Origin of the sequence: Peribacillus sp. TH16, from assembly GCF_016651095.1 — a bacterium.
GTDB classification, from domain to species: Bacteria; Bacillota; Bacilli; order Bacillales; family DSM-1321; genus Peribacillus; species Peribacillus butanolivorans.
Genome location: NZ_JAEKEM010000009.1, coordinates 1,829,036 through 1,853,769 on the forward strand (window position 1 = coordinate 1,829,036; position 24,734 = coordinate 1,853,769).

Below are 24,734 nucleotides of genomic sequence, written 5' to 3' on the forward strand. Positions count from 1 at the left end.
CAAATACAAACGTTCTTATAACATTTTATGCCAAAAAGCACTTGGTTGCCTAAAAGGAACCAAGTGCTTTTATCGTGTTCTTGATAGAATAACTTATAAAGTCATTGTAACCTATTTTTATTGTACTATCCCTATAGCAAATACTATTAAATAAAAAGTCTCTTTTCTTTTCTATTCTTTTCATCGATAAATAATTTATTACTTTAATGTTTGATTTAATGTCACACATTTAACAAGGTAAAAAGAAAGGATAGATGAACAGTGAGGAATACCTGTTTACATCTATCCTTTTGTACGACTTATGACCTCATTTACAACAATCAACTTTTTCGTTAACTGGATATAGTTTTACATAAGTCTTTCGTGCAACATTTTGTAAAACAAGATTATTTCGACGACACCACCAAAAACCGGACAATTTGATCCGAGAAGTTAAACCAGTAATGGGCTTTTCTAGCATCGAACATGAATGACTGCTGTTCATGGAGTTCTATTCTTTCTCCCTCTATTTCCACTGTTAACTTCCCTTCGATAATGAATAAAAATTCATGTCCGGTATGAGAAAAAGCGCTTCCTTTATTTTCCCCTGGCTTTAAAGTGACAAGAATAGGTGAAAAAACAGCATCACGAATGCCGCTGGATAAATTCTGATAATGAAATTGTTCATGATTCGAATCTGAATTTCCTTGGGAGTGGTCCTCAGAAAAAAAGAAGCTTGGGTTGACATCTAATGTATCAGCGATTTTTTTTAATGACTCTAATGTGACGCTTGATTTTCCCCGTTCTACTTGTGATAAAAAGCTGATCGAAACGCCTGTTTGTTCAGCTAGACTCTTTAATGTTAGTTTTCGCTCTTTCCTCAATAATTTCAGTTTTTTCCCGATTGAATCAAAAGGCATACAGATGCCCCCTTTTTTACATAGTATCTAGCTACATTATACATGACAAATTTTGATGAATGTTCCGTCATTAATAACTTATCAAAAAAATATTGACAGAAAATTTCTAATTATTTAAAATGAAAGAAATTACAAATTGAAGTGATACTTCAATTTTGAAGGGATGACTCAAGATGGAAAAGAAACAAATGCGGCGAATATTAATCGCGAGTTTAGTCGGAAGTTCGATTGAGTGGTTTGACTATTTTTTATATGGGACCGTTGCAGCTCTCGTGTTTAACCAGTTGTTCTTCGTGAATGAGGATCCGACAATAGGGCTGTTGCTTTCCTATGCATCCTTTGCGTTAGCATTCTTCATCCGCCCTTTTGGCGGAGTGATCTTTAGCCATATTGGCGATCGTATTGGGAGAAAGAAAACACTTGTTTTAACACTTAGTTTAATGGGTGTCGCAACATTTGGGATGGGGCTTCTTCCTACGTATCAAGCCGTTGGTATTTGGGCGCCGATTTTATTAATTACGTTGCGCTTAGTTCAAGGTCTAGGAATTGGCGGTGAATGGGGAGGCGCGCTTTTATTGGCCGTTGAATATGCTCCCGCTGAGAAACGGGGCTTGTTCGGAGCTATTCCTCAGATGGGTGTTACGATAGGAATGCTGCTTGGAACCATTGCCTTATCTATTATGACACTGCTTCCTGAAAGCGCATTCATTACTTGGGGATGGCGTATACCATTCATTTTTAGTGCTTTGCTTGTATTTTTCGGCCTATGGATTCGTAAAGGAATTGATGAAACACCGTCTTTCAAAAAAGTAAAGGAATCCGGAGAAGTTCCAAAGCTACCGATTGTAGAAACTCTTAAGAATTATTGGCGTGAAGTGCTTATCGCCGTGGGAGCCAAAGTGGTAGAAACAGCGCCATTTTATATTTTTAGCACATTTGTCGTATCATATGCTACTTCAAATCTCGGTTTCTCACGGACAGCTACATTGACTGCAGTCATGATTGCAACAATTATAACGACGATTTTAATACCATTCATGGGGATGTTATCTGATAAAATTGGCCGCAAAAAGCTGTTTATAGGCGGAACGATTGGGATGGCACTGTTTGCATTCCCATACTTCTGGTTGCTGCAGCAAAAATCGGTACTCTTATTAATCATTGCAACAGTGATAAGTTTAGGGGTTATTTGGGCTCCCATCACAGCTGTTCTTGGAACGATGTTCTCGGAAATTTTCGATGCAAGGATTCGTTATACCGGCATCACGCTTGGATATCAAATCGGGGCAGCTCTGGCAGGAGGAACGGCGCCGCTAGTTGCAACGGCTTTACTTAATAGGTTTAATAACTCCTATGTTCCTGTCGCCATTTATATTATTTTTGCATCTCTCTTGTCACTAGCAGCGATTTGGGCAGTTAAGGATCGTAGTAATCAGAAATTAGACGAAACGCATAATAGTAGAGCCATGTAATCTATGGTTCTTTTACTTTAAGGAGGACAATTGAATGTTGGTTATAAGTGAAAAGGAAATTCAAAACACATATGGAATGAAAGACGCAATTTCGGATGTAAAAGCCGTATTACGTGCACATGGTGCTAGAAGAATAGACAACCCCCATCGCACAGTTCTTGCTTTCCCTCAACACGAGGCATCGGCACTTTACATGCCAAGCGCTGATTTATCTGAAGAAGTTTCGGCGGTCAAAATTGTTACCATTTTTCCAAAGAATCCTTCAAGGGGGATGGCAACAACACAAGGAGTCATCTTGCTTTCAGATGCAGAAAATGGCGAACATTTAGCATTGTTGAATGCCTCATATTTAACACGTCTCAGAACGGGGGCATTGAGCGGCATTGCCACAGACTTTCTTGCTCGTAAAGACGCACAGGTTCTCACGATTATTGGAACAGGGGCTATGGGATTTGAACAAGCAATTGGTGTGTTAGCCGTAAGGGACATTGAGCGTATTTTATTAGTAAATCGCACACCAGAGAAAGCGGAGAAATTCGGTGAAAAGCTGCGGGCATTCGGAGTAACCGTTCCTTTTGAAGTTTTCGAAGATGTTTCAGCAGCTGTTCGTCAAGCAGATATTATTTGCTGTGCAACCCGCTCGAACGAGCCTGTATTTAACGGGCTGGATTTAAAGCCGGGCACACACATTAACGGAGTCGGGTCTTATTTGCCGCATATGAAAGAAGTGGATAATACCACGGTATCACGCGCTGCTAAAATTATCGTCGACGATTTGGCGGGCGTGAAGGACGAAGCAGGAGAACTCATTCATGCAGCCAATCAGGGGAATTGGTCGTTTAATGATATTCATGGGGAGCTTTATGAACTTGTAATGCTGACCAAGAAAGGCAGGGAAAATGAAGAGGAAATTACCTTCTTTAAATCAGTCGGTGCTGCTTACTTTGACCTCGCTGTGGCAAAAGGCGTTTACTGCCAATCGAAAGAGCGGAACATTGGGATGGAGATTGAGGTATAAAAGAAGCCAATACATTTTGCTATCGCTGAATGAAATAACAACCCGATTTTTAAAAAAACAGGAGACGTTCAACATGAGACCTAACGCGTTTTTTTGTTTTAGGGATAATCATTTGCCTTAACTTGCAGTAACATTTCATCTTAAAAAAAGAGACCCTTCTTTCTGAAGTGAACCCAAAAAGTTAGACACTTTATTTAATTAGGCAGCCTTGAGGGCATGAACCCGGAATTCTACCGGGCTCATGCCTTTTAATTTTACCTTGATTCGTTGATGATTGTAGTAATGGATATATTCTTCTAATTCTTGTTTGAAATGCTCCATGCTTTCAAATTCTTGAAGATAAAGTAACTCTGATTTTAATAGGCCAAAGAAGTTTTCTATGACCGCATTATCGAGACAATTTCCTTTACGGGACATGCTTTGTGTAATGTTATGTCTTTTCAAATCATGCGAATATTGTTTCATCTGGTAATGCCAGCCCTGATCTGAATGAAGAATGGGTGAATCTTTCGATTCCAAGCGGTCAAAGGCTTTCTCCAGCATTTTGGAAACGAGGGGATAAACAGGCCGAGATTCGACATTATAGGCGATGATTTCTCCATTAAACAGATCAAGAATGGCCGATAAGTATAGTTTCTCCCCAGCTAGATGGAATTCTGTGACGTCTGTCACCCATTTTTCATTTGAGTTTGTTGCCTTGAAATCACGTGCTAGAATGTTGGGTGCAATCTTGCCGATTTTCCCTTTGTACGAACGGTATTTCTTCATGCGAACTAAAGACTTCAATCCTAGTTCATTCATCAATCGGAGAACTGTTTTATGATTGATGCGAGCACCTCTGTTACGTAATTCTAGGGTGATACGCCGATACCCATAGCGCCCTTTATGCGTATGGAAAATCTCTTCGATAAGGGATTTCATTTCTGTGTATTTATCCTCACGCCCGAAGGCGTTTACCCAATAATAGTATGTACTCCGTGCCATGTTAGAAATGGATAGAAGCAGATTTAAATCAAATTGTTTCCTTAGTTCATGGACTACTTTCGCTTTGTCTTTCTTTGTAGGGCTTCCTTTTCTTGAACTAAGGCATTCAACTTTTTTAGATAGGCATTCTCTGCACGTAAGTATTCTAATTCGGCAAGAAGTGCTTCTTGAGAGCCTTTAGCTGGTGATGTTTTTTTGGTTTCTTTTTTCATGGATAGACGCCCCTTTTTCTTTGGTTTAAGGGCGTCTATACCTCCTTCCTTCAACTGATTTGACCATTTCAAAAGTGTAGAATCGGAAGGAAGATTATAGTGTACAGCGGTCTCGCTGATCGATGCCCCATATTCGTTCATATAATTAAGTACCTCTAGTTTAAAGGGCAGAGTGTAATTTGTATAGGATGAAGCAATTCCTTCCATCCCATGTTCTAGATAGCGAGCGACCCATCTCTTCAGAGGGGATAAACCTACATTTCTTTCTTGTGCGATGGATTTATAGGATTTTTTCCCTTCCAAGTACTCTAAAACTGCATGTAATTTTTCGTCTATCGTATATTTAGTCAAAAAAACTGCACCTCCAATTGTTAGATGTTGTCTAACAATTGGGGTGCAGTTCATTCGGAAGGGCCTTTGAATAATCCTTAATTTTCACAAGCGATCAAGTCTTTATCACGGTCGCTTTTTTTATTGGCATCATATAGTGCCTTTGAAACATGGGGCCTGTATTTCAGTCTGATTCCATCTTGAAAAAAGATGGATTCTTTTCTATCTGTGTTGTTGTGTCGATTGCGGAAGATTGACTTAACAAAATCATTACCTACCCGTTTCTGCTTCAGCAACATTTTTGACACGTTCTAAAAATTCAACTACCACTTTATCGGTAGCAAACAATAAAAATAATTTCACAAACCACTTTAAAGGGCGATTGGTGACTGTATATGTAAAGGAAGTCTTATTATCATTGATTTTATTTAATTCATATAAAGCTGTAATTTCAAACATTTTTGCTAGTGTAAAGCCTACTTTTAGCTTTTTCTCATTCGTTGCATTCGAATATTCTAATGTTTCTATATCATACTCTTCTGTTCGTTTTCCTTCTCTATATTTTTGGCGATATACACTTCCAACCACTTCTTCAGTTATTTTAATGGGCTTTTGTTCCACTACTTGAGGCATGATTTGTTGCATATTTTCTACAGAACCATCAAGAAACTTCCAAACCTGTTCAATTGGAGCGTTTATTTCTATTTCTTTTGTCCATGTTTTCAATAGAATCACCTCTACCTACATTATATTAACTTTACTATGTAAAACCAAATTAACAACTGACTTGGGTCCATATAATCTAGGATCACCTGAGCTTCTAAAAAAAGTCCGCCATTATCGGCGGACTTTTTTTCAATAGAGTGCTGTTCAAATTTATTTATTCTGTTCAAGGCATTGATAAACTGCCATCATATCTCGTTTGTTCAATTCACGAATCCGGGCGAAAATCGGAATATCGGCAACGGCTTCGGTACGTTCACTTTCAACCACGGCATCACTTACTTTCCCTGTCAGCCAGGTCTGCACGTCAATGTCCTCGACGATTGCTTTACGTCCTTCATCATCGATGCCACTGGCATGACAACTCACACAGGGTATCGTTAATTTATACACACCGTCATGGATGTTATCTTCTGAAATGACTTTCTTGCCATTACAGAATGGACATTTATGACTTGCTTTAATTTTATTGATTTGGGTAACGATTTTTTTGTAGCCAAATGCTTCATAGACATAGGTTAGTTTTTTGTATTTGCCATTGGTGAAGTATTTATCAACAATGGTTTCTCTTGTTTCGTTAATATTGGCAAAGTCACAGATGGTGATCTGGTTTTTGCTGCTGATTGCTTCGATATTACCTTTAATGCTGCCCCAGAATGGCAGGGTATTTTGTAAAACCACTTCATACCCGACGAAGCTTGCCAGTTCCAGTTCGAGCATTTTCAACGCCGCTTTTATTTCCCGAGGAAGGAATGAGACATCATCTGTAAGTGCGATATCGCCGCCCACAATCGCTTTTAGTTTTTCCAGTTCTGGCAGCTTCCCTACAATTTTGATGACTTGATCAATCGGCTGTTGGATGATCTCGCGAATGTCTGTATCACCAAATGTTAGTTTTTTATGATGGTTCAGGACCGTTCCTTGACAGGCAGGACAGGCGATCATCTCTTTTGATGCTTTCATCTGCTCTTTAATGATCGATTTCGATATGAACATATAACGTCCAATGATGAAATTGAATCCTTCCCATGTCCTTGATGCCTTGCCTGCTTTATCGTAAAAGGACTTTTCCCAATACCCATATAAGAAGGTCTGCTTTTCGGCATCTGTCATCTCATTATAGCTTTTACTAATGTCGTGACCGAGTTCATTCTTGATCTCATCAAACAGGAATTGCAGTTTTGAATGTTGATAAAACTTTAGTACTTCCATCACGTCTGGATGTAATAAGCCATCCCAGAATGGCACGTTTTTGTCTTGAATGACGACATCAAAGTCAAATTTTTCAATGACCCTGCGGCCCGAACAGCTTGGACAATGATTTTCTGCAGAATAGAAATCGAAGCTTCTTGTATCTTTATTGGTCGGATGTGCTGCCACTAGATGGTTGATCATTCCGCCCAATTCATAAAGAAACGTATATTGACTATACAAGTGCCGTTCCAGATCGATGGCGATCACAGGTGCGATCGTGTCTGACTCGTATTCACCATAAATTACACGAGCGATTGGTGATAAGCTTTTTAAAATGCCGCCCTTATAGACGTTCTCTGCCTTTTTAAAATAGTCCAGATGATTTTCCTGTAAATAATTGATGCCATTTTTTGACCGAAGTGTGGAAGAGATTTGCAATGGCTCCACTCGATCTTCACTGTTTTTGTGTCGATAATGCTCATCATGACTGACAACGTCAAGATGCTGGACAGGTGCAAGCTGTCTTTTTCCAAAATCAACGATATAATCCGAGCTTTCCAGCATATAACCATTATGTTCAATCATGATGATGGAGACTGATTCATCCTCCAGGATGACCCTGACACTATCAATGAATTGGTTTAAAATGTTTTGCGATAACCCTTTTGAAGGCTCGTCAAAAATAAACAGCGTGTGTGGGTTTCTTGTCTTCGCAAACAGCTCGGAAACTAAGTGGACACATTGAAATTCACCCGTTGATAGTGTTTGTGTTTTTCTTTCTAACGTCAAATAACCAAGTCCAAGTTTGATCAATAAGCTCAAGCGTTTATGAGCGATGTCTTCATTTGGCAATTCTTCGATAATATCTTCAATCGAACGCTGAAAGATATCATCAATTTCATCACTGTATTTGGTGAGTTTCTTTTTAATATCAAGAAACGTCGCAACGGTTGATCGACTGGTAATCGATTTGTTTCGGTCCTGCCCGACCATGACCAGTTTATCCTTTGGATACCGCTTCTGAAAATCTTTAGAGATACATTCATTGACAAGTGTAGATTTACCGCAGCCTGACTCACCCGTAAAGGTAACTAGCCTATTCTTAGGAATCCGGATTTCTTCCATTTGAATATTACGGCAGTAAAGATCCTGAAATTGATAGTATTCCGTTGGCGTTGCTTCATTTCGTTCCCAGCTGATTGGTTTGGGACGTGGTGATTCCTCAACAATTTTCCCGCCATATTTCCCGCTGCCAGGTCCAAAGAACAATTGTTCATCTGTGCTATCTAACACCGTGTCTGAGTGATCAATGAGCCAAATTTGATTTTTATAACCTAATTGTTTAATCTGTTCTAAAATTTTCACAAGGGTTTGATGATCAAGACCGACGGAGATTTCATCAATGATGATCACGGTATTTTCACTTGTTGCCATGAATTCGGCCAAATAAAGCCGTGTTAATTCTCCCCCTGAGACTGTCCCCATAATACGATTTAAGCCTAAATAACCAATATTCATATTGATTATATTTTGGAGAATATGCTGTTTAGCTTCACTAATATGTAATGTCTCTGCAAGCGAAAGGATCGTTTCAATGCTTAGGTTGTTGATATCGGAAATAGTATGCGGGCGATCTAATAATTCAATGGTATATTGCTCGACTTCTTGATTGTAGCGCTTCCCCTCACACTTTGGACATTCGACATTTTTCGTCGTACCGCGTCCTTTACAAGTGGGGCACCAGCCTAGGGCATTATTAAATGAAAAAACTTCTGGAGAAAGATTGAATTTTTCAGCAAGACAAACACGAATCTCTTTAAACACACCAGTATGTGTGCCAATGGTTGAACGGGGATTGGCTGAAATGGATGATTTGCCGAGAAAAAGGACCAGCGGCATTTCTTCCATCTTGATGGCGCTGAAGTTGGTTTCCATAATATTAGGAAATAAATACTGATATTCAGACTTGGGCAATAAGGAAACGAGACGCTTCTTGGATTCTTCCCCAATGGTTTGACAAAAAGTCGTTTTCCCGGAACCGGATAACCCAGCAATTCCTAATGATTGGTCGTCTGGTAGTGATGAATCTAAATGATTTATATTGTTCGCTATTAATCGATTTATTTTCATATGTAACTCCTCTCCATTTTATTAAGCTCAGTCTTTCATATTAGCACAGCGACAAATGTATTTGGTATTTTTTTAACGGTAGCTCCATCCTTCTATTCTTTCACATTCCACTGCTCCAAAAACGTATGATTCATCGACAAAAATCGTGGACTTAGGTAGGTTTTTTTCCATAATCAATAAGAGGATTAGAGCATTCTTATAGATTATAAAAGCCCCTCTCGTTTAAGAGAAGGGCATTCTTTACGAAGTATGACCATATTTTTGCCCAATACACTTATTTTGTATTGGACTTTTTTGCCTTGTTTTCAAGCTCGCTTTTTGGCTCAGTGGCGAATTCGACATCTTTTCCATGTCCCTGCGGGTTAACACTTGGTGCGATTTGGCCTCTTCCTGCTGTCTTTTTACTCATTTCCTTCACCTCCAAGTATATTATGTCCGAACTGTTGTAAATTAAAATGGAGGTCGTTTCTTTCTGAGAACGTCTCTCTAAAATCAGGAACTTATAAAGATTCCCCTAATAAAAAACCTGCATAGAACTAAAGTCTACACAGGTTTCAAAAAGCTGTTTTCCATATTTGGGGCCCTCTTTGTTAATCCAAGGTCAGAAGTAAACTATCCGTTGCATCGTTGAGCAAGAAAGGACTGGGTTCGCCAACCGTATAAATCTGCAAGTTATGCATAGCCCTGGTACATGCGGTGTAGAACAATCTTCGTAAGCTTTCATCACCGTATGCTTGCACAGATGCATCATAAATGATTACAGCATCAAATTCGATGCCTTTAGCCAAATAAGCCGGAATAACAACAACACCCTGTTCATATTCATTTGTGCCTTTCTGTACGAGTTTAATTTCACCGATGGTACTAAGGGCATCATATGCAGCGGCACTTTCCGCAGCAGATTTACATATTATTGCGATTGTATTATACTCACGGCTCTGAAAGTCTTTGACTTTAGACACGATTTTGTCGTGCAATTCATCACGGTTCGACACTTGAGTCAGTACAGGTTTTTCGCCTTCACGGTCGAATGCCTTAATTCGATGGCCATCAGGAACTAGTTCACGTGTAAATTCTATAATCTGCTTTGTGGATCTGTAGCTTTGAGCCAAGGTTATACTCTCGGTTTCACTTATTCCGTATAAACTGGTAAGAGTCTGGAAATCTACCCGTTCGCTGGCATGAGCGAATATTGCCTGGTTAAAGTCACCAAGCACAGTCATCCTTGCAGAAGGAAACAACCGTTTCAAAAACTCGAATTGAAATGGAGAATAATCTTGTGCTTCGTCTACAAGCACGTATTTTATAGAAGTATTTGTCTGAAATCCTAAAATTAACTCCTTCAGCAGCAAAAATGGAGTCGCGTCTTCGTAATGCAGTTTACCTTCGTCCAGCATTTTTTGCGTTGATAAGCAAATTTCCCTTTCGACAGGTGTTTTACCCTCGTTCCACAGATCGATCCGTGTTTGATCGTCAAAAAGTTGCTTGTATATTCCCTTAATGTCGATAAAATGAAGTGCTTTTATCCGTTTGCGTAACGTCTTCAATTTCTTACGAACAATCATGCGCGCGAGCATTTTATTCTCTTTCTCATAATCGTCAAAGGAATCTTCAGTAAGGCCGCGTTTTTTCTCTAAGTAAGTGTATACCTTCTGATAGTCTTCTTTGCTAAGATACTCGATTTCCTCCTGGACCCAAGGTTGTTTCAACTCAAACTTTTCCTTTTCATCAAGTAAGTCACATAACCACTCTTTCAACTTTTCAATCCTATTGTGAAAACGTAGGGTGGTGTCTGTGTTATAAAATCTTTCTGAGATTTGTTTGGCGGAGACGAGCATTTCCCCTCGAAACCTTAACCCTTTAAAGATCATTCCAGATAATTCTAGTGATTGGCTGTATGTTTTGATTATCTCAAAGAAGCGAATTGAAGCCTTAAATCGGATACTAGCTGTCCTAGTGCTATAGGAAGGATCATCCGCTGCAGTTAACAAAAATTCTAATTGCTCATAAGGGTCCTCAACTTGAAATGAGTCAGTCAGACGATGGTCCAAATATTCCTGGAATGTTACCTGCTGCATATTCTCTTCGCCAAGTTCGGGTAGTACATTGGATACGTAGTTATTAAACATTGAGTTAGGAGAGAATAGAATGATTTGATTGGCTTTTAGCCTATCTCGATACTTGTAAAGCAAGTAAGCGATCCGTTGGAGGGCAGCAGATGTCTTACCACTGCCAGCGGCTCCTTGAACAATGAGCAGACGTCCGCGATCGTTCCGAATGATCCTATTTTGCTCCCGTTGAATGGTGGACACAATACTGTGCATATGCTTATCCGTCCCCTTACCAAGCACCTGCTGCAGTATCTCATCTCCAATGGTGAGACTCGTATCGAACATTGATTCGATAACCCCTCCCTTGATGATATATTGCCACTTTTTCTCCAACATCCCCCGGATTATGCCTCCGGGTGTTGAATATTCTACAGGGCCGGGAGGATAGTCATAATAGACACTCGAAATCGGAGCCCTCCAATCGTAGACAATGAAGTTTTCTCCTGTTGTATCAGCAAGAGTGGAGGTCCCAATATAAATATGTTCCGTAAGGGAAGACCCTTCTTCAGTTAAATCAATTCGGCCGAAATAAGGTACTCCCTGCATGCGGCGCAGTGTTGACAACCTCTTGAAAGCATATCTATGTGCCCCTTCGCTTTGTGACAAGTCTTGAGCCTGCTGCCTTAAGCCAATGATCGTCTCGAGGTAATCATCGAAAGTATCCATATTAACCTTGAGGTCATCCCAAAAGTGTTTACGGATATTAACAACTTCTTTTCTACGCTGGGAAGTTTCACCCTCTATTTTGCTGATTTGTTTCGTAATTGTTTCTATCACCTCATCCAAACGTTCTTGCTCCTGCCGAATTTCATTGTTCATATCAGACACTCCTTTAAAAAATGAGAAATTAGGGGTTGACTAGAGGTGAGTTTTACCTTATACTTATAGTAAGGGGTAAACTGTTTTTATATATTGATAAATGTGTTTCTATACTAATTTATCACAATTTCTGAATTATATCAATATATATTGCACATCAGTTGCCATAATAAATCGTCGTTTTAAACTCTAATTTAACATATAAATCCAGTAACCAGTTGAGCATGTAGCTTGGCTGGTTATTTTTTTTGACTATTTACATATTTGAAAGCCTCATTGCTTTGCTGGTCACTGATTTCATGGCAGCTACGACACTCTCATCAACGGCGATTCGTAGTATCCCATGACATAACGGCAGATCCTATTCCACCCATACAGATAATTCCTAATACTTTATAAATCGATGGAATTAGTCAAACTATTAGAAAATGAATTAACTGTTTTCATTCAAAGGTGATTGAAACGGAAGGTGCGAGACTCCTGCGGGAATAGTGCGTCCAAAGGAGACCCCCGCGGAAAGCGAGTGCCTGGAGTGGAAATCAACTATCGAGGTTGTCTACAGCCTAAAGCCCTCCTTTATAGAGAGGGCTTCTAATTTTAAAACAAATGTGATTGAAACGGAAGGTGCGAGACTCCTGCGAGAATAGTGCGTCCAAGGAAGACCCCGCAGGCAGCGCCGAGGAGGCTCACGGACCGCCCGCGGAAAGCGAGTGCCTGGAGTGAAGATCAATTATTGAGTTTGTCTACAGTCTGAAGCCCTCCTTTATAGAGAGGGCTTGTTTGTTTTGCAGGATGAGTAAAATACTGAATAATCCGGGATTAAAAAATGGATAGCCCCCAAAAGACTATCCAGCGTCATTCATTCCACTACTCTCTCATGCTGTCTAACAAATCATCACTTTACCCTTACCCCAGTTTTGATCAAGGTAGGTGGAATCCCCCCCATTTTTTGATTACCATCACTTGTGATCCGGTTCTCCGTGCCCATTCTAACTGCAAATTCCAAAAAAAAGAACCTTCAATCCATAGATAGATCGAAGGTTCCATGTTTTATTTTTCATTCATTGCCTTTTCAATCTCTTCATCAAGGAAACATTGTCCTTTGATGAAAAATGTTGCTTAAGCTTTTTGAAGTGACTTTGTTTCTGCATCAGAATTAACTTGGTTCGGCAGGTCTTCGTTTAGACCAAGCGCCTGCGCTGTTGAAGCATGAAGTTCGTGGAAAAGCTCTGGGTTTTCCACTAGTGACACGCCATAAGAAGGTATCATTTCTTTTAATTTCGGTTCCCACTCTTTTAGATGTTGCGGGAAGCATTTTCTCATTACTTCAAGCATAACGTGAACAGCGGTAGAAGCACCAGGAGAAGCGCCTAGTAATGCAGCTATCGTGCCATCAGCGTCACTAACCACTTCCGTACCAAATTGAAGTGTTCCTTTGCCGCCTTCAACAGTATCCTTGATAACTTGCACGCGTTGGCCTGCTACCACTAAATCCCAATCTTCGCTTTTAGCGTTCGGAACAAACTCACGTAATTCTTCCATGCGCTGTTCTTTCGATAACATAAGTTGCTGGATCAGGTATTTTGTCAATGACATCTCTTTTGCGCCTGCTGCCAACATAGTTACGAGATTATCCGGTTTTACTGAAGTTACCAAATCGAGCATTGAGCCATTTTTTAAAAACTTTGGTGAGAAGCCAGCAAACGGTCCAAATAGCAACGATTTTTGGTTGTTGATATATCTTGTGTCAAGATGCGGAACAGACATTGGCGGAGCACCAACCGAAGCTTTTCCGTATACTTTTCCATGATGCTGCTCTGCAATTTCCGGATTGTTACACACCATGAATATTCCACTTACCGGGAATCCCCCAATATGTTTTCCTTCAGGAATACCGGTTTTTTGCAGTAAATGCAAGCTTCCTCCCCCGGCGCCTATAAAGACGAATTTAGCAGTATGGCGTTCGACAGTACCGCTATCGAGGTTTTTCACTTTCAATTCCCACAATCCGTCGCTAGTACGTTTAATATTATTAACACTATGCTTATAGTTTAAATCGACATTCTTAGTCTTTAAGTGGTCAAATAATAAACGCGTTAAGGCGCCAAAGTTGACATCTGTTCCAGAATCGATTTTTGTTGCTGCTATAGGTTCATTTAAAGTTCGGTCTTTCAACATAACTGGAATCCATTCCATCAGTTTTTCAGGATCATCGGAAAATTCCATTCCTTCAAACAGTGGATTGTTTGACATTGCTTCAAAACGTTTTTTCAAAAACTTTACATTTTCTTCCCCATGTACGTAACTCAAATGAGGCAATGGCATGATAAAGTCCTGCGGATTACCTATCAGATTCCTATTTACAAGATAAGACCAGAACTGTCTTGAAAGCTGAAACTGTTCATTAATTTTTATAGCTTTGCTAATATCTACGGATCCATCCGGTTTTTCGACAGTATAGTTAAGCTCGCAAAGTGCAGAATGCCCGGTTCCCGCATTATTCCACTCGTTAGAGCTTTCCTCACCTGCGTCTGCGAGTTTCTCAAACACTGTAATTTTCCAGTCCGGTACTAATTCTTTTAGCAATGTCCCCAAAGTCGCACTCATGACTCCGGCACCAATTAAGATAACGTCTGTTTCAGTTTGTCTGTTACTCATTTTTACCATATCCTTATAAAGATTTGCAGAAAGGATGTAGACGCTCCTGCTTAAGCGTCACGGTAAGCCAAGACGCAACCAAGGAACACACCTTTTCTGTATGCATTTTTAACCCTATATAGTATATCACTATTATTTATAGATTTAAATATCAACTATTATATAACACCAAGATCTTTATCCAGCTTCTAGCAAAGGTTAAGGCTTTGGTTTGCCGTTATCAGTGAACCTCCACGTTTCTTAGTTGCACTGTACTGGATTATTTTAGAAATGAAAAATGTTCCCCCTTCTTTTGCAGATATTTCAAAATAACGTCAGATTTTCGAACTCTGGGAATATACCCCGTTTTAGTTATTTTATTTAATTAAAAATATGCACTTCAAACATTATATAACAGTTTATGACGTAGTTGGATACTTTGTCGTTATATTAGATGAACTTTTTTAACTAACCTTTTTTTAGTAAAAAAAGATTCATTTTCGGAGTTTGCGATTAGTGATGATGCTCTCGTCATTTTAAAAGAAAATGCCCGCTACATTTTCCACAGAAAAGGTCAAACATTAAAAAAAGGCAGCCGCTTTCAATATGTTGATGAGGATCGTAAAAAAATTAGCGGCTGTTTAGCCACGCGCGGTGAAAGATGGTATTTGTTTAGAGATTCCCACAAGTAAAATAACCAAAAAGCATGATTTCCGCGGAAATCATGAAAGATCAAAGTCATTCCACTTATCCCCCATATAAATTGGCAAATCGGTATCGCTTGGAAAAAAGACAGCTATATCTCCTACGCTACTAGCACTTGGATCGATTTTATTAAAACCAAGCTAGAAGCCAGCAAGAGAAAAACCAAGTGATGTTTGGAAAACTTAATACCCATTATTTCCAACAGACAATAGTATTTTTATCGCTTTATACAAGGAAGAGACCACCAAATTGGCAGTCTCTTCCTTAGCGATTTCTTGGTTAATCATTCTTCTTTTTCATTCTCCTTCACCTTGTAATTTATCTCTCCAGGTTCTTTACAGAATGTTATTCCACTTCCCGGTTCGTAATAAAAGGTCTTTTTCAACGTAGAGCGTTCATAGAAGGTTGTGTGCAGATAGGCTGCTTGGTCTCTTTTGAATTCGAGTTGATTTGTACTCATCGAAACAGGTAAGCTGTGACCAAAGTTGGTATGAACCATAGTTTCTTTGTCGCTGATTTTTTCAAAGTGATTAATATGAATATAAGAAAGCCAGATCCCGCCGCCTTTTCGAAAGGAGCTACATGAGAACCAAGCCATTCCAAGCTGGGCGTTAATACAGATGGGCAGTTTGTATTTACCGCCGAGCACAGATTTTGCTCCGATAAGGGCACCATTAAGATCAGATCCAAAATAGTTCAGTGTGTCATTCAAAATTTCAAGTGGAGTTTTGATTACGAAAAACGTGTTCTTTCCTTCTATCACCCTTGTCATCTCCACTCCCTTTGAATCGTACTCAACCAGCATTCCAACCGTTTCCCTATTCATTAGATAACTATTTCGTATCATCATGTAAGTCGCCTCCATTTAATATTTCATTAATAGGGGTATACTGAATATAGAGTCAGGTATACTCCTGCTCATGAGCCCTTAGGTGACTGTCTTCCCGGACTTTCTCCCCCTAAGGGATTTTCTATTTTTAATTCACATTTTCCTCACCTCCTAAAAGAAGTGTAAAGACATCTTAGGTTAAATGAAATAATAGTGGACGCCCTTTGTAGGGCCGTAGATGTTTGATAAAAAGGAATCATCTTGTTTCCAAGAACAGGTCCTTTTTAATAGCAAAAGTTGGTTCGTTGATTGCTTTACAGAGGGGATTTCATGATGTTTGTGGAGTAGATAAACGTATGAGCAAAGGAGATTCTAATGTTGAGATTTGGACTGCGCGATTATTATTTTCTTCCTGAACTGGGTAATACTCTTCCCTGAAGTTGTAACTTTCATTTCTTGATATGCATTTCACATCACCTACGCGACCATTATCCTATTTTTCGCAATTTTTGTAAAACTTCTCTCATTTGAATCTCTTTCAATTTTCATTATCTTTCGACCTAAATGACTAGTTAAATTGGCTTACTCTTTATAAAATCCTATTAGAAAGCTATAATGATTGATTTCCTCATGGAAACTGGTAGTCAGTTTCAACATATAGTTGTTAACTTGTGTCTATTTTTTGAAATAATAAGCAAAAGCTATGTGAAAAGTGAGTAAAAATGAAATTTCGGTGAACATATGATTCGAACGCAAAAAAGCCTATTTTTGATAGACTTTATTGGTTTCTATTATCTTTTTCCCACTCTAAGAATCTCCTTCAATCTATCTGATATATGTTTTACTTCAAAGAAATATGGCTTAGGGAGGCATCAAAAATAAACCAGATAACCCGCTTCACTAGGATAGGGATCGTCTGGTTTATTAATAAATAATATGAATTGGCTACCACTTAATATGCTGTTTCGTAGGGTGTGGATCATTTTCAAGCAGGTATTGCTGTAAGGCTGGAAGGTCATCTGTGTTTACAAGGTCTACTCCTGCTTTTAGCATCTCATCCCATACAGCTTCACGGCTTGGTAACGCTGCGTCTGGAGTTGCCCAGAAACGAACCATTTGACCGTTAGCATGCGCCGTTTTGACAATGTGATCCAGCTTTTCTAGTTCAGCTTGAGGCATCTTACCAACACCCTGCCATGTAAAATACTTTGTCCAGTTGTCACTGATTACAGGTATGAATTCATTAGGTGCATCAGATCCCAGGTCACTCATTCGGCCATCGAATGTGGCATAACGTACCTTCTGGTTTTCCATTAGCTCACGCGGTCGGTTTCCAGAAATAATGACGGTAACAGCACCTTGGTTTACCTTTGATTTTGAAAATTTTGTAACCATTTTCTTGTATTCTACAAGTTGTTTATTAATTTCTTCATATGTAGCTTTGTCCTCGGATTTAATATCGATCCACAGTAAGAAATCTTGGTCACGATTTTTGTAAACAGAGCCTCTGTTTTGCTTCACTTTTTCTTTTAATGGATCTAAATAAAGGGACTTAAGTGTCCGCTCTGGTTTAACATTGATTTCATCATGGGCTACTAGTAATTCACCGTCTTTTAGCCAGACGTCCGCTTCTACACTTGTGAACCCATGATCCAGTGCATCATAGAGAGGACGTGCATGCTCATAATCATTGTGTGCGTGCGCTTTTGCAAGCGGCACTATAACTTTAGGTTCCTTCTTAACCTGTTCAGCGGAAGCATTTGTTGATGAAAAGGGCATAGCAACAGCAACTGCTAAAGACATCGTTAGCCACCATTTATTCATATTCATTTTCCTCCTCTTTATCATTTCACTTCTATCGTAGCTTTTTATTCTAAGAAAACAATGGTATTTACAGAACCTTAACGGAATTTGAAAAAAGTGTTTACATGAATTAGTTCTTTTACACAAAAACAAGCGTAACTGAAATGCTCAGTTACGCTTGTTTTAAGAGGGTAATCTAGGTAAACCTTTCCTCAATCCACCTGCGATCCTTCATTCCACTACGTCCGGCCCTCAATTCCCTTTTTCGGCGTTCTTGTATTTATTATTATTACTTTTCGACAAGAAGGTTGGCGACCTGAAAGGGCGCAATCTGTTAGTTCTTTATACTGATTAAGATGAACCAGAATTACGAATAAACTCTGTATACCTTGGCGCTGTAAGGCCCGGTCCACTTTCGTAATGCACCCGAAAAGACACCTATTTTTTCGAGTCTTCCTCACCCGTATAAAACTCTCGATAAAGTTCATTGCCTAGTCTGTCTAACCTCAATAGGTCGGGATTACCTGCAGCACGTTGCTCCTTGAGCCATTGATCTCGCTCTTCTTCAGTCATGAACAACAACTTCGAATAGACAATGGATGAAAAAATGACCGCCGGGCTCTTACCCACACAAAAAAGACCCCCTTAAAACGGGAGTCTAAAAGAAATTTGAAATTCGGTCATTTGTAAAAAGCTTCATTCTTTTCTTTAAATCGTTTAATAAAAAAGCTAAATAAAATGCTCGTAAATAAATAATATAACCCTAAAATCGATAAAGAATCTGTTAAAACCAACCATAGATCATTACCTTGAATAACAAATCTCCATAAAAAAATGCTAATCATAAAAATTATTGGGATTAATAGATAATACCCCAAAAAGTATAAGATTTCCTTTGCCATTGTAATCACCCTTTTCAGACCTATAATACCTTATGTTCAAACTATACTATAAAATTCTTTATTTAAAATAGAATCATTCATTTCAACCGTATTAATAGCCCAAGGGCCTACACCCTCTAGACATCTAGTTCCATACCAAGTAAGAGTAGCAGCTAAACCAATTGCATTTCCACCTATACCAATTTTAATTAATAGTTTGGCTGCTTCTTTATACGCCTTTTTCTGTAAATAAGCCCATAAGCCTCCAGTCATAGCTACTTCAATAAGTGCTACTCCAAAATGGTCTTTTAAAGAAGCTACCATACAACTTTTCCAACTCTTCTTAGCAGCTAATGGCTGTATAGGATTAATCACTGTAGTTTCTGCAAGCTTACAACTTGAAGACTCAATCTCTTGTTGGAGAATTTTAAGTTCGTCTATTTCACCAAATTCAGCTTCTAATTTATCAAAATGAAAGCCTACTACATTATTTTCCGAATCATAGATAGCAGCTTCCTCCATTAGAAATTTAAGATCTTTCTCCAACTTAGCTACTTCTTCACTTTCTTTCGTAGACATTGATTCTGCACTCACTGAGGGCCCTACAGATAAAAAAACTAACATCAAAGCTATTAAAGATAACAATCCAGTTTTAAACTTTTTTTTCATTTACTTTCTCCCTTTCCAATTAAATGTAAAACACAGCATAGATTAGGAAATTATCAGCTTAATATGCTTAAAGTTATAATTTTACTATTCAGGTAATTGTTTTAAAAAAAGTTCTCTTTAACAATCACAATGGCAGCCAACCTACGAGAAAACGCCACCCGGATTGAGTGACGTATCTATATCATATATTTGCGCTGGATCCTACCGCGCTATCGCTTGCTTGCCTTACTCAGGCCGAGACTGTGTTTCCCCACCCTTAACAAGTAAGCTTTATGTAGTTATCGTCTATTTTTTTACTAAATAATCGCTATTTTGCTTGACCGCCCTTACGCTCTTTGACTTACTGAGCCGAAGGATTGGAAACGGCTGAGAGCAGACTTTGCCCCTTACACACGTCAAACGGATAGTCTGAGGCATATAAGAAGCAAAGTCGCATTCCTTACGTCGCCTCGTTTGGTATCCGTATGATATGCCCTTCTGAACTTCCGATCTTTCGACCGACTGCAGCTCGTACAATATCGCCCCTGTACGGATTAAAACCTGCCGCAGCACCCTAGAACCGTAGTTCCAACGATAACCGCCCCGACCTTTAATGGATGTCCTCTCCTGCCGCCACCAGCACAGAAGGATTGCTGTTAAATTATTAACTCCAAAATTTGATTATAGTTATCCTTTGTTGTTATTCTGCCATTTTTATTTCAATGGCTAAATTACGTAAATAATCTAATAAGGGCCGTACTTCCTCTGGAGCTGTTGTGTCAGTAAATGAGAAGGACTGTTTCTTTTTTTCATTTACTATATCCAGCTGATATGAAAACGCGTCCGCTCCTTGAGATTTAGCTCCGACCATTTTACTTAGATGAGGATTAGAAAGATCAGCTGTCTTCATTAAATTCTTTAATTCTTCATTTTTCTCCTGCGGCAATTCATTTGTATCTATCTGAAAATTCAAGTCGAGGTTGGCAAATCCCCCTATGCAGCTAAATTGGATATGCATGCTGAATGAAGCCTCCTATTCATAGAATATAACTACTCAGGCAGTCCAACCGCTTTGAAAGCATCTTCAATTGTTTTTATAGCTGTCTCAGTAACTTCTCCACTATCAACAAGTTTTTGTGCTGCCTTGATAACAATTTGTACGAATTGATTGAAATTCGCCGTTGCAAATAAATTCTGCATGGCATTGAACCAAATCAAAGCCGCTTTGTCCGTTCCAATCTCCATAGATACAAGATAAAAAGCCTTGTTTGGTATCCCACTATTGATATGGACACCATGATTATCTCGCTCTCCTCGATAGAAGTTCTTCATATGATCAGGCTGCATATCTTTCCCCATTAATTTATTGTCAAATGCAGTACCTGGAGCTTTCATGGAACGGAGAGCTTGTCCTTTTAGTGTTGGTCCCATTATATCAGCACCGATTAACCAATCCGCATCTTGTGCTGATTGCTTTAAATGAAATTGTTTGATAGTCACTCCAAACACATCTGAGAGATGTTCATTCAAAGCCCCTGACTGGCCTTCATACTCCAACCCACTGGTGAACTGCGTAACACCATGTGTAAGTTCGTGTCCAATTACATCGAGTGAATTTGCAAAATTGCTAAAAATAACCCCATCGCCGTCACCAAATACCATTTCATCTCCGTCCCAATAGGCATTTGTAAATTTATCCCCATAATGAACGTTCAGAATTAGATCAAGGCCTTCGTTATCTATTGAATTACGGTGTAAAACATCCTTAAAATAGTCACGCACAACTCCACTATAATCATATGCATGGTTAACTACAGAATCCCCACTTGATCGATCTCCTTCTTTCCTAGCCTCATTCTGTCGGAGTTTGGTCCCTCCTTTACAATCATAAACATGGCGAGCAGATTCACCTTTACGTTCTGACCCTGCATCAGTTAAAGCAACAACACCGTTAATATCATATTCTTTCATGATTCTACGTCTGCGCACTTGACGGCTTTTCGCTAAACTGATCCGTGCTGCTTCTACTTCATTTTGTGCCAAATTCTCAAGAATGTAGTTAGGTACAATGAAACACTGGCACAGCGATTTCGAACAATCTTTTTTTGGCATATTTGACACTCCTTCATAATTTTTTTTACAAACAGCGCGCCTAGTCTTCACCGTAATTCATGGTAATTAGTAGATTATCTGATTCGTTAACATTTGGTTTTGCTGCTCTCCTTTTATCTACAACACATTTCTATAGATTACTTTCGCCGCACCTACCTCATTTCCCTCCATTCTATCCTACTCTACTACTTGCAAATTTCTTTCTCAGCACGTTCAGTCCTTAGTTCCAGTTGTTCTTGTTTTTCGGTTTGATCACTCATTTTCATTTCCTCTTAAAATAAGCCTCTGTTATAGGATGTTGTTGATTTTCTTGTTGAAATAACTGGGGAGTTTAGTTGAAGTGGGAAATTTATTTAAATAATGAAATGCGCGGTAGAATAACTTTAATTTCCTTTTTTTAATAAAACTTCATATTTTTCTCACAAATATTTTTTATCATCAATATAGTTGAATTTTATAAAGAAAAAGGAGGTCCTGTATAAATGGAAACTGTTAAAACAAAAACTACTATACAAAATCAAAAACAAACAAACACCTCTCTGTATAGAACAGTATGGAGATGGCATTTTTATGCTGGAATTGTTTTTGCACCCTTACTTATTATTCTTGCAGTTACTGGATCAATCTATTTATTTAAGCCACAGATTGAACAATTACTTTATCAAGACTACCACGAGGTTACCCCTCAAGGAGATAAAATACCAGCATCCCAGCAGATTGAGAAAGTGAAGAAACTTTACCCTGATGCAGTGGTGACAAAATATCATCCCGGAGAAAGTGCCTCTCGTTCGAGCGAAGTAAGCATTACTTCTAATAAGGAGTCACTTACAATTTTTATAGATCCCTATACAGGTAAATCTATTGGAGAGTTAAATGATGAAGACAGAATTATGGATAAAATCGAAGAAATTCATGGTGAACTAATGGCTGGCACCTTAGGAGATAGAATTGTAGAGTTAGCTGCGTGTTGGGCAGTTGTGTTAATTGTCTCTGGTCTTTATTTATGGTATCCCAAAAATAAGCTAAGTCTTTCTGGTGTTCTTTTTCCAAGAATAAATAAAGGAAAAAATATTTTCAGAAGAGATTTACATGCAGTACCTGCCTTTTGGATATCAGCAGGAATGTTATTTTTAATTATGACAGGTTTACCTTGGTCAGGTTTTTGGGGAAGTAATTTTCAATCTTTAGCTACCAATTCTGGATCTGGGTATCCTCCTTCTATATGGTCAGGAAGTGCTCCAACATCCTCAATTAAAACAAAAGATATTGCAGATGTACCTTGGGCAGCAGAAAATTTAGATGTACCTATCTCAGATATTCAAGGTTTTATCCCACTGTCCATTGATGATGTAGTTACGATAGCGAATCGTGAGGGTATGCATCCAAGTTATAGCATAAATATTCCAAATAAAACAGATGGCGTCTATACATTGTCAGCTTTTCCACCGAAAGCACAAGATGAAGCAACTATTCATGTTGACCAATATTCTGGGGCAGTTTTAGCTGATTATCGTTATGATCATTACGGTTTTATTGGAAAAATAGTTGCATGGGGAATTACCTTGCACAAAGGGACTCAATTTGGTTTGATTAATCAAATATTCAGCCTTCTTATTTGTTTAGGAATTATTTTTGTTGCCGTTAGTGGTTTTTATTTATGGTTGAAGCGAAAGCCGAAAAAAGGATTAGGTGCACCTAAAGCTCCTCATATAAAGAACATGAAATCCTTTCTAATTCTGTTAATAGGTCTAGGAATTTTGTTTCCTTTGGTTGGTTTGTCGCTTATTGTTGTGTGGCTAATTGACTGGTTAATTATTAAAAGAATATCTGTAGTTAAGAAGTTTATGAATGCATAATTCGAAATGTAAAGGGTGGCTTTTGCCGTGAAAAAATATATATGTATCTTTTTAATTTTTATTTTCATCCTATTGCTAAGTGCGTGTTCACTTGAAAAGAATGTCACTACTCTATACAAAGAAGAAACACCTCTTGAATCGGAAATAATCATACCAGAATCCTTTTCAGCTAATACACAGGAGACTATAAAGGCTGTTCTTACTCAAGGTGGTAAAAGGGTTGTAGGCGCAGATTTTGTTCATTTTGAAATATGGAAACAAGATGGCTCTCTCAAATATAGTATGGAACAAGCTGAGGAAGAGGGAAAAGGCACATATAGTTTAAGGAAAAACTTTGATAGTGATGGTCTATACTATATAAAAGTACATGCTAGTAACGATGGTTCAATAATTATGCCTCAAAAACAGTTTATCGTAGGAAAACTTTCTGAAAGTGATTTAAAAATCTTGCAAAAAGGTATGCATAAACAAGAAGAAAGTCATGAACATCATCATTAAATTTATTTAAAAATCCGGTTTTCTTTGAAAACCGGATTTTTTATGGATATTTGCTTACCGTTGTAAATCCGTTTTTTGTTGTTACTACTAATAAAAGGGGTAATAATTTTGGCTATTATTTTTCTTTACTTTAATAAGTGATTAACTGCAGCATCAGAATTTTGCGGGGATATCGGTTGAAGCAGTATGTTCCCTCCTGTAGAGTACGGTTGGGTTAACAAGAATTTTCAGTGTTCTTTTTTTTTGAAAAATACGTATTATATTTAGGGTGATTCGTCAATTCCTGTTTAGAAAGGGTGTTTAATTTTGAAACAAGTGAAAGGTTTTATCCGAAGCTTCACCATTTTAACACTTGCTTTTCTCATGTTTAGCGGAGGCGCAACTTTTGCTTCTGCTGCTTCAGAATCATCGAAGTCTACGCCAGATCTCTTGATACGAAAAATCATGGGTTTAGCTTATGAATCCCAACAATCGATTAACAGTAAACCTTTTTCTGTTGGTGATTCGTTGAAAAAAGTAGAAAAAGCCTGGGGTCCACCGGAGGATCTAAGTACCGTTGCAGCCAATTATTGGAGCCGCAATGTTCGATTCCTTTATGACGATTCAACAGGTAGAAAAACGATTACCGCCATTGATGATTTTGATCCCCAGCTGCAAACCATTCATTTATCTGAGTTGAAGGGATTGATTGGTAAACCTGTAAGTGAAGAGGAGCAAGAGGGAATGTACTATGTCACCTATACTGATAACAAAAATTATAAAGTTGTTTTCGTGTTTGAAAGCGCCTGGATTAACCCCGATCCAAAATTGTATATGTATACGCTTGAATTGGCAGAAAAATCATGTAAATAATAAGTAACAAGCCACATAAGG

Annotated in this window: 18 protein-coding genes and 1 pseudogene; 5 read left to right on the forward strand and 14 right to left on the reverse strand. The window is 38.6% G+C overall.

Going from position 1 to position 24,734, the window contains the following annotated elements:
• Window positions 1-386: 386 nt before the first annotated feature.
• Window positions 387-899: a helix-turn-helix domain-containing protein gene (locus JFV29_RS22855; RefSeq protein ID WP_201186561.1), complete on the reverse strand. Its 513-nt coding sequence runs from the start codon at window positions 897-899 to the stop codon at window positions 387-389.
• A 173-nt stretch (window positions 900-1,072) separates the two neighbouring features.
• On the opposite strand from JFV29_RS22855, the gene JFV29_RS22860 reads away from it, so the two are divergent.
• Together JFV29_RS22860 and JFV29_RS22865 are read left to right on the forward strand one after the other, a co-directional pair.
• Entirely contained in the window at window positions 1,073-2,371 is a 1,299-nt protein-coding gene (locus tag JFV29_RS22860; protein ID WP_201186562.1) for an MFS transporter, read from the forward strand.
• Window positions 2,372-2,405: 34 nt separating this feature from the next.
• Window positions 2,406-3,389 (forward strand): ornithine cyclodeaminase family protein, encoded by a 984-nt coding sequence (locus JFV29_RS22865; protein WP_201186563.1) that lies wholly within the window; start codon window positions 2,406-2,408, stop codon window positions 3,387-3,389.
• A gap of 198 nt (window positions 3,390-3,587) precedes the next feature.
• Here the strand turns inward: JFV29_RS22865 and JFV29_RS22870 are convergent.
• From JFV29_RS22870 to JFV29_RS22930, 13 genes and pseudogenes are all read right to left on the reverse strand, one after another.
• Window positions 3,588-4,936 (reverse strand): IS3 family transposase gene (locus JFV29_RS22870; RefSeq protein WP_201182105.1). Its coding sequence is split into 2 segments (ribosomal slippage): window positions 3,588-4,492 and window positions 4,492-4,936, totalling 1,350 coding nucleotides; the frame shifts between segments, so codons are not numbered across the junction.
• 77 nt (window positions 4,937-5,013) lie between these two features.
• Window positions 5,014-5,112, reverse strand: a pseudogene (locus JFV29_RS30735) (excalibur calcium-binding domain-containing protein); the annotation flags it as partial.
• A gap of 73 nt (window positions 5,113-5,185) precedes the next feature.
• A complete protein-coding gene (locus tag JFV29_RS22880; RefSeq protein WP_201186567.1) occupies window positions 5,186-5,641 on the reverse strand; it encodes an SRPBCC family protein in 456 nt (151 codons plus the stop codon).
• A 150-nt stretch (window positions 5,642-5,791) separates the two neighbouring features.
• Window positions 5,792-8,962, reverse strand: a complete 3,171-nt coding sequence (locus tag JFV29_RS22885) for an ATP-binding cassette domain-containing protein (protein WP_201186569.1) — start codon at window positions 8,960-8,962, stop codon at window positions 5,792-5,794.
• A 274-nt stretch (window positions 8,963-9,236) separates the two neighbouring features.
• Window positions 9,237-9,371, reverse strand: coding sequence for a small, acid-soluble spore protein L (sspL, locus tag JFV29_RS22890; RefSeq protein ID WP_201186571.1), 135 nt, complete (start codon window positions 9,369-9,371; stop codon window positions 9,237-9,239).
• Window positions 9,372-9,552: 181 nt separating this feature from the next.
• Window positions 9,553-11,892, reverse strand: a complete 2,340-nt coding sequence (helD, locus tag JFV29_RS22895) for an RNA polymerase recycling motor HelD (protein ID WP_201186573.1) — start codon at window positions 11,890-11,892, stop codon at window positions 9,553-9,555.
• Between the two features lie 1,119 nt (window positions 11,893-13,011).
• Window positions 13,012-14,586 (reverse strand): malate:quinone oxidoreductase, encoded by a 1,575-nt coding sequence (locus tag JFV29_RS22900; protein ID WP_342366597.1) that lies wholly within the window; start codon window positions 14,584-14,586, stop codon window positions 13,012-13,014.
• Between the two features lie 931 nt (window positions 14,587-15,517).
• Window positions 15,518-16,084: a competence protein ComK gene (locus JFV29_RS22905; protein WP_057219804.1), complete on the reverse strand. Its 567-nt coding sequence runs from the start codon at window positions 16,082-16,084 to the stop codon at window positions 15,518-15,520.
• A 924-nt stretch (window positions 16,085-17,008) separates the two neighbouring features.
• On the reverse strand, window positions 17,009-17,887 hold the full coding sequence (locus JFV29_RS22910; protein WP_201186577.1) for a phosphatidylinositol-specific phospholipase C/glycerophosphodiester phosphodiesterase family protein: 879 nt from the start codon (window positions 17,885-17,887) through the stop codon (window positions 17,009-17,011).
• 417 nt (window positions 17,888-18,304) lie between these two features.
• A complete protein-coding gene (locus tag JFV29_RS22915) occupies window positions 18,305-18,496 on the reverse strand; it encodes a hypothetical protein (RefSeq protein WP_201186579.1) in 192 nt (63 codons plus the stop codon).
• A gap of 308 nt (window positions 18,497-18,804) precedes the next feature.
• Window positions 18,805-19,416 (reverse strand): hypothetical protein, encoded by a 612-nt coding sequence (locus JFV29_RS22920; protein ID WP_201186580.1) that lies wholly within the window; start codon window positions 19,414-19,416, stop codon window positions 18,805-18,807.
• Window positions 19,417-20,095: 679 nt separating this feature from the next.
• A complete protein-coding gene (locus JFV29_RS22925; RefSeq protein WP_201186581.1) occupies window positions 20,096-20,413 on the reverse strand; it encodes a protealysin inhibitor emfourin in 318 nt (105 codons plus the stop codon).
• Between the two features lie 32 nt (window positions 20,414-20,445).
• Complete coding sequence (locus JFV29_RS22930; protein ID WP_201186582.1) at window positions 20,446-21,507, reverse strand: M4 family metallopeptidase; 1,062 nt, start codon at window positions 21,505-21,507, stop codon at window positions 20,446-20,448.
• Window positions 21,508-21,989: 482 nt separating this feature from the next.
• Here JFV29_RS22930 and JFV29_RS22935 point away from each other — a divergent pair, with 482 nt between their 5' ends.
• The 3 genes from JFV29_RS22935 (at window position 21,990) to JFV29_RS22945 (ending at window position 24,713) form a co-directional block, all read left to right on the forward strand.
• Entirely contained in the window at window positions 21,990-23,363 is a 1,374-nt protein-coding gene (locus JFV29_RS22935; protein WP_201186583.1) for a PepSY-associated TM helix domain-containing protein, read from the forward strand.
• A 27-nt stretch (window positions 23,364-23,390) separates the two neighbouring features.
• Window positions 23,391-23,861, forward strand: coding sequence for a FixH family protein (locus JFV29_RS22940; protein ID WP_201186584.1), 471 nt, complete (start codon window positions 23,391-23,393; stop codon window positions 23,859-23,861).
• A gap of 315 nt (window positions 23,862-24,176) precedes the next feature.
• Window positions 24,177-24,713 carry a DUF4309 domain-containing protein gene (locus JFV29_RS22945; protein WP_342366598.1) on the forward strand — a complete coding sequence of 179 codons (537 nt, stop codon included), beginning with the start codon at window positions 24,177-24,179 and terminating at the stop codon, window positions 24,711-24,713.
• Window positions 24,714-24,734: the final 21 nt, after the last annotated feature.